This window comes from Flavonifractor sp. An306, assembly GCF_002159455.1.
Lineage (GTDB): Bacteria > Bacillota > Clostridia > Oscillospirales > Oscillospiraceae > Flavonifractor.
Map to the genome: position 1 here is coordinate 21,309 of NZ_NFIQ01000050.1, position 6,791 is coordinate 28,099.

A 6,791-nucleotide genomic window follows, 5' to 3' on the forward strand; every position below is an offset into this window, starting at 1 on the left:
ATAACGGCTGGAGAGCACCCCGGTCAATACCGGGGTGCTCTCCAGAGCCCGGAATTCGCCTTATTTCTTCAGCTCTTCACGGGCAATGATGTTCTTCTGAATCTCAGAGGTGCCCTCGTAAATGGGCACAATGCGGGCGTCACGGTACATCCGCTCCAGAGGATAGTCCCGCATGTAGCCATAGCCGGAGTAGATCTGCAGGGCCTTGTTGGTGACCTCCACGGCCATCTCAGAGGCGTAGTACTTGGCGATAGCGGCGATCTCGGTGCAGTTCTCCCCCCGGTCCATGGTCATGGCGGCCTCATAGATCAGGGCGCGGGCGGCGGAGACCTTGGTGGCCATGTCGGCGATATACCACTGCAGGCCCTGCTGCTTCTCCAGGGGCTTGCCGAACTGGACGCGCACCTTCAGGTAGTCCTTGGAGAGCTTCAGCGCCTCCTCGGCGATGCCCAGGGCCTGGGAGGCCATGCCGATACGGCCGCCGTCCAGGGCCTCCATGAAGATCTTGAAGCCCTTGCCCTCCTTGCCCAGCAGGTTGGTCTTGGGCACGCGGCAGTTCTCAAAAATCAGCTCGGACACGTCTGCGGCCCGGATGCCCATTTTCTCCTCCCGCTTGCCGATGATAAAGCCGGGGGTGTTCCGGTCCACGATGATGGTGGACATGCCGTGATAGCCCCTGGTGGGGTCGGTCACAGCCAGAATGGTGACAAAGTCGCCCTCGTTGGGGCCCATGTTGGAGATGAAGCACTTGGAGCCGTTGATCACGTACTCGTCGCCGTCCAGCACCGCGGTGGTCTGGACGTTGGCGGCATCGGAACCGGCGTTGGGCTCGGTGAGGGCGAAGCCGGCGATCCAGCCCTTGGCGGAGCCGGTCAGGTACTTTTCTTTCTGCTCGGGGGTGCCGTACTTGATGATGCCGGTGATGGCCATGGTGTGCACGCTCATCACCTCGGCGGTGCTGGCGCACTGGCGGGCCAGCTCGGTAACCATCAGGGACTTCTCCATCATGCCGAAGCCGGCGCCGCCGTACTCCTTGGGGACGCCAATGCCCATAAAGCCCATCTTGCCCAGCTTCTCCAGAATGGCGGGCTCCATACGCTCATTTTTATCCATCTCGGCGGCGATGGGGGCCAGCTCTTTATCGGCAAACTCCTTGGCCAGGGCCTGGACCATTTTCTGAGTTTTCGTCAGCTGAAAAGCCATGTTTTCTTACCTCCTGTATGACTGTGCCCGCCTCAAGCCTGGGTCTTGGCGGCCTGGAAGGATGCGATCATCTCGGGAACCACTTTGAACAGGTCGCCGCAGATGCCGTAGTCGGCCACCTGGAAAATGGGGGCGGCGGCGTTCTTGTTCACGGCGATGATGTGCTCGGAGTCCTGCATACCGGCCTGGTGCTGAATGGCGCCGGAAATACCCAGAGCGATATAGATGCGGGGATGGACGGTCTTGCCAGTCTGGCCCACCTGATGGTCGGCGGGCAGCCAGCCGTTGTCCACCACCGCGCGGGAGGCGCCTACCACGCCGCCCAGCACGTCGGCCAGCTCCTGAGCCAGGCGGATGCCCTCCTCAATGTTGCTGGAAATGCCGCGGCCCACGGACACCACCACGTCGGCGCCGGTCAGGTCCACCAGCTTGCGGGTCTCCTTCACAATCTCCCGCACGCGGGTGTGCAGGTCGGCGTCGGTGAGCACCACCTCGGGGCGGACGATCTCCACGGCGTTGGCCTTGGCCTCGCTGTACTCGTTTTTCTTCATCACGCCGGGGCGGACGGTGGCCATGGCGGGACGGAAGCGGGGGCAGATGATGGTGGCCATCAGGTGGCCGCCGAAGGCGGGACGGGTCATCTTCAGGTCACGGTTTTCCATGTCCCAGTTGGTGCCGTCCACGTCCAGGGTGGAGCTCTCCCGGAGGAATTCCACATACTTGGCCACATCCACATCCAGGTGGGTGCAGTCGGCGCACAGGCCGGTGTGCAGCCGGGCGGCGCACCGGGGCGCCAGGTCGCGGCCGATGTTGGAGGCGCCGAAGAGCATGATCTCAGGCTTGTAAGCCTGCACGGCGTCGCTGACCACCTTGGCGTAGGCGTCGGTGGTATAGTCCTTCAGCAGAGGGGATTCACACAGATAGACCTTGTCGGCGCCATAGCCGCCCAGGTCCTTGACCAGCCCCTCCACATTGTCGCCCACCAGCAGGCCGCACAGGTTGACGCCCAGCTCGTCGGCCAGCTTGCGGCCCTCGGAGATCAGCTCATAGCTGGTGGGCATCATCACGCCCTGGCGCTGCTCGCAGAATACCCAAACATCCTTAAAAGCGGCAATATCCGCGCTGTTATAAGTTCCCATGATTCAAGTGCTCCTTTCCGTTAGATCACATGCTTGGCAGCCAGAATACCGGCCAGCTTGTCGGTGGTCTCCCGGCCGCTGCCCTCCAGCATCATGCCGGTGCCCTTCTGAGGGGGCGTGAAGGACTTGAAGATGTTGGTGGGAGAGCCCTTCAGGCCGATGGTGGTCAGGTCAATGAGGGGATCGTCCTTCAGCGCCTCAAAGTCCAGAACGGTGTAGGGCTTGTTGTAGCACTCGCTGATGCCCTGCATGGTCATGTAGCGGGGCTCGTTGAGCTCCTTGATGCAGGTCAAAAGGCAGGGCGTGGTGGTCTCCACCACCATGTAGCCGTCCTCCAGCATCCGCTTGCACACCACCTTGTCCTCCTCCCGGGTGACGTTGGCTACGTAGGAGACCTGGGGCAGACCCAGCTTCTCGGCGATCTGGGGACCCACCTGGGCGGTGTCGCCGTCGATGGCCTGACGGCCGCAGAAGATCACGTCGTCCTTGTCCAGGCCGATCTTCTTGATGGCGGCGGACAGGATCTGAGAGGTGGCATAGGTATCGGAGCCGCCGAACTCCCGGGCGGACACCAGCACGGCCTCGTCGGCGCCCATGGCCAGCAGCTCACGGAGCATCCCCTCGGCGGGGGGCGGACCCATGGTAACCACCACTACCTTGCAGCCGGTCTCGTCCTTCAGCCGCAGGGCGGCCTCCACCGCGTTCATGTCGTCGGGGTTGGTGATGGTCTGCATGGACGCACGGTTCAAGGTGCCGTCGGGATTGACCGCCACTTTGCCGGAAGTGTCGGGCACCTGCTTTACACAAACAATGGCTTTCATGTTTTGATTAGCACTCCTTATTGAAAATGTATGCTGGGAAATCACGCCCGTCTGGGTCAGCTCTGCGATCTTGGGACCGGAAACACCCACGGCGCGGAGGATTTCCTCCGTGTGCTGCCCCAGGGCGGGAGCGGGCATTGCGGTAACGTCCAGCGGTGTGGCCCCCAGCTTCATGGGGGTGCCCACCCGGTAGAGCGGGCCCAGCACCGGATCCTGACCGGCCACAATCATCTCCGCAGCGCGGATCTGAGGATCGTGCACCATCTCCTCCACCGATTTGAGGGCGCCGCCGGCCAGCTTGCTGGCACCCATGGCGGCCACCAGCTCGTCCTTCTTCCAGGCGCCGGTGATCTTGCCGATCTCGGGGATGAGCTCCTCCAGGTTGGCCAGGCGGCTGGCATTGTCGGCGAACCGGGGATCGTCAACCAGCTGGTCGGCGCCGACCAGGGCGCAGAACTTTTTCCACTGGCCCTCGGAGCTGATGGCAACGGCGGCGTAGCCGTCCTGGGCGGCGAAGGTGCCCAGAGGGGCCACTTCGGTGTCCTGGTTGCCGTTCTTGGGAACGATCCTGCCGTCGATGGAGTAGTTCATGACGAACAGCTCCAGCATATAGAAGATGCAGTCCAGCACGGAGACCTCAATTTTTGTGCCCTCGCCGCTGGTGAGCTTGTGGAACAGAGCCATCACGATGCCGGAGAGCAGAGCCAGGCCGCTGTACGTGCCGCCGAAATCCACGCCGGGCATCATGGGGGGCTCGCCCCGCCGTCCCGTGCGGTCCATCATGCCGCTCATGGCGGTGAGAATCAGGTCGTCAGCCAGGTGGTCTTTCAGGGGTCCGCTCTCACCAAAGCCGGTGATGGCGGCGTAGATCACGCCGGGGTTGATCGCCTTGGCGGCTCCATAGTCCAGAACGGAGGGGTCATCGGTCACCACCACATCGCAGGAGGCGGCCAGCTTCAGCAGCAGATCCCTGCCCTCGGGTTTGGTGTAGTCCAGACACAGGCTTTTCTTGTTCCGGTTCAGGCCGGCGAAAAAGGCGCTGGCGCCGTTTTTCAGGGGTCCGCGGGCGCGGTTGGGGTCGCCGCCGGGCAGCTCCACCTTGACCACCTGGGCGCCGCAGTCACCCAGATTCATGGTGCAGAAGGCGCCGGGCAGGCTGGCTGTCAGGTCCAGCACCTTGATTTCACTCAGTACATGTTCCATATCCCCGCCTCCTCAAATCACGCCGTCGGCCTGGAATTGGGCCAGCTCTTCCTTGGTGTAGTAGGTGCCCAGGATCTCGTCGTTGTTCTGGCCCAGCAGAGGAGCGGTGGTGAAGCGATCCTCCGTCCCTTCGCCGAACTTGATCACCTTGCCCACGGTGAGCACGTCGCCCACCCGCTGGTCCACCACGGTGGGCAGCATGTTGCGGGCTTTCAGGTGGGGGCTCTCAATAGCCTCCTCCATGGTGTTCACCGGCCCGGCGGGCACGCCGGCGGCAGCGCAGCGGGCGTCAAAGTCGGCCCGGGTCACGTTGGCCAGCAGCTCTGTCAGCTGGGGCCGCAGCTCGCCCAGATAGGCGGCCCGGCGGGCGTCGTTGGTGGGATACCGCTCTGCCCACTCCGGTTTGCCGAAAGCCTGGCAGAAGCTGGCCCACTGGCTGTCCCTGGTGACCGCCAGGGCCACCCAGCCGTCGGCGCAGGGCAGAATGTCATAGGGGGCCCAGGCGTCGTGGAGATGGCCGGTGCGGGAGGCATTCTCCCCACAGTTGAGGGCGGCCACCTTCTCACCCATAACGCTGGCCACCGAATCCAGCATGGAGACCTCCACCCGCTGGCCCTTGCCGGTCTTTTTGGCGTGGTACAGAGCCAGGACAATGGTGGTGCCCAGGTAGGTGCAGGACAGGTGATCGCTGACGTAGCAGCCCACCCGGGAGGGCTCCCCCTCCGGCTCGCCGGTGGCGTCCATGATGCCGCTCTGAGCCTGAACGGCAATATCATAGGCGATATAGTCCTTCTGGGGGCCTGCGCTGCCATAAGAGGAGAGCTTGCCGTACACCAGCGCGGGGTTGATTTTGGAGAGCTCCTCAAAGCCCAGACCCATTTTCTCCATGGTGCCGTTCTTGAAGTTCTCCACCAGAACGTCGGCGTCCTTCACCAGGCGCTTGAGGATCTCCTTGCCCTGGTCATCCTTCAGATTCAGGGTGATGCTCTTCTTGCCCCGGTCGGTGTAGCAGTGGTAGGCGCTGATGCCGTCGATGAAGGGGGGATATGGGAACGGATGGCTGCAGACGGCCTGCTGACCAAAGAAGAACTGGCCAGAGCCAAACGGCTGTCCGCAGAACGATACCGGCCCAGAACTGTTTGGGAATAGTGCTGGCTATTCCCGCAGGAGTGTGGTATGGTTTCGTTGCCAAAAAAGATGGAAGGAGGCGAATGAGAAATGGCTGAAGTACAAGTGATCCCACCCAAGGCAGCGAGACCAGACACCCTGCGGGTAGCAGCCTACTGCCGGGTCAGCTCCGACTCTGCGGATCAGCTCCATTCCTACGCCGCCCAGATCCGGGCCTATACGCAGGCGATCAACGCCCACGATGGCTGGGATCTGGTGGACATCTACGCGGACGAGGGCCTGACCGGCACGCGGATGGATAAGCGGGAGGACTTCAACCGCCTGATGGCAGACTGCCGGAAGGGCAAAATCGATAAGATCGTGGTCAAGTCCATCTCCCGATTTGCCCGGAACACCCGTGACTGCCTCGCCACCCTGCGGGAACTTTCCTCGCTGGGTGTGACCGTCAAGTTTGAAAAAGAGAATATCGACACTGGAACGCTCACCTCAGAACTGATGGTGAGCGTTTCCGCTTCTCTGGCCCAGGAGGAATCCATCTCCATCTCCAAAAACCAACGTATGAGCTATCAGCGCCGCATGGAGCGCGGGGAGTTTATTACCTGCTCCGCACCATTTGGATACCAAATCGTTGATGGTAAGAATCTCGCAATCGTAGAGGACCGGGCAGAGATCGTAAAGTGGATCTTTGCAGCCTATCTAAAAGGATATAGCTCCGAGTGGATCGCCCGGGAGTTAAGTGAGAATGGGCCTGCCCCCGTTCATGGTGGGCAAAAATGGCATCAGCAGACCATTCGAAAGATCTTAACAAACGAGAAATACATTGGAGATGCCCTCTGCCAGAAAACCTACACAACCAACACATTTCCATATCGCAGGAAAGATAACCATGGCGAGGCGGATCAATATTATGTAGAACATACCCACCCTGCCATTATCAGCTATGAGGACTTTCAAAAAGTTCAGGAACTGCTGAAGCGGCGGGCAGAACGGCAGTCGATTCCACATGATCAGACCCCGCTTGCTCGGAAGATCATCTGTGGGCAGTGTGGGACGCTGTACATGCGGAGAATTTCGAAAGCTGGATACGTCTCCTGGGTATGTCGCAAGCATGACAGAAAAGCCGCCGACTGCCCCAACGGACGGATCAGCGAGGACAGCATCCATGCAGCATTCCTCCGGATATATCGCAAGCTCCGCACCCATGACGGCATCGTGCTGGCACCTGTGCTGAGGCAAATGGATACTTTGTCAGATGCCCTGCACCGCGGCAACCCGGCCATGCTGGCGGTCAACACAG

Annotated in this window: 5 protein-coding genes and 1 pseudogene; 1 reads left to right on the forward strand and 5 read right to left on the reverse strand. The window is 61.4% G+C overall.

The features are described 5' to 3' along the window. Window positions 1-60 precede the first annotated feature (60 nt). The 5 genes and pseudogenes from B5F88_RS12880 to B5F88_RS12895 form a co-directional block, all read right to left on the reverse strand. Window positions 61-1,203, reverse strand: a complete 1,143-nt coding sequence (locus tag B5F88_RS12880; RefSeq protein WP_087346761.1) for an acyl-CoA dehydrogenase family protein — start codon at window positions 1,201-1,203, stop codon at window positions 61-63. Between the two features lie 32 nt (window positions 1,204-1,235). Continuing rightward, the gene (gene acrA / locus B5F88_RS12885) at window positions 1,236-2,342 is read right to left on the reverse strand and encodes an acryloyl-CoA reductase electron transfer subunit beta (protein WP_087346764.1); all 1,107 of its coding nucleotides are present in this window, start codon (window positions 2,340-2,342) and stop codon (window positions 1,236-1,238) included. A gap of 20 nt (window positions 2,343-2,362) precedes the next feature. Beyond that, window positions 2,363-3,163 carry an acryloyl-CoA reductase electron transfer subunit gamma gene (gene acrB, locus B5F88_RS21485; RefSeq protein WP_242959784.1) on the reverse strand — a complete coding sequence of 267 codons (801 nt, stop codon included), beginning with the start codon at window positions 3,161-3,163 and terminating at the stop codon, window positions 2,363-2,365. Window positions 3,164-3,283: 120 nt separating this feature from the next. Next, window positions 3,284-4,366 (reverse strand): annotated as a pseudogene (locus tag B5F88_RS21490) (CoA transferase); the annotation flags it as partial. Between the two features lie 12 nt (window positions 4,367-4,378). Further along, window positions 4,379-5,401: a CoA transferase gene (locus B5F88_RS12895; protein ID WP_087346770.1), complete on the reverse strand. Its 1,023-nt coding sequence runs from the start codon at window positions 5,399-5,401 to the stop codon at window positions 4,379-4,381. Window positions 5,402-5,584: 183 nt separating this feature from the next. Between B5F88_RS12895 and B5F88_RS12900 the strand changes: the two genes are divergently transcribed. Next, window positions 5,585-6,791: recombinase family protein (locus B5F88_RS12900; RefSeq protein ID WP_087346773.1), on the forward strand; the 1,207-nt coding region annotated here is incomplete at its 3' end.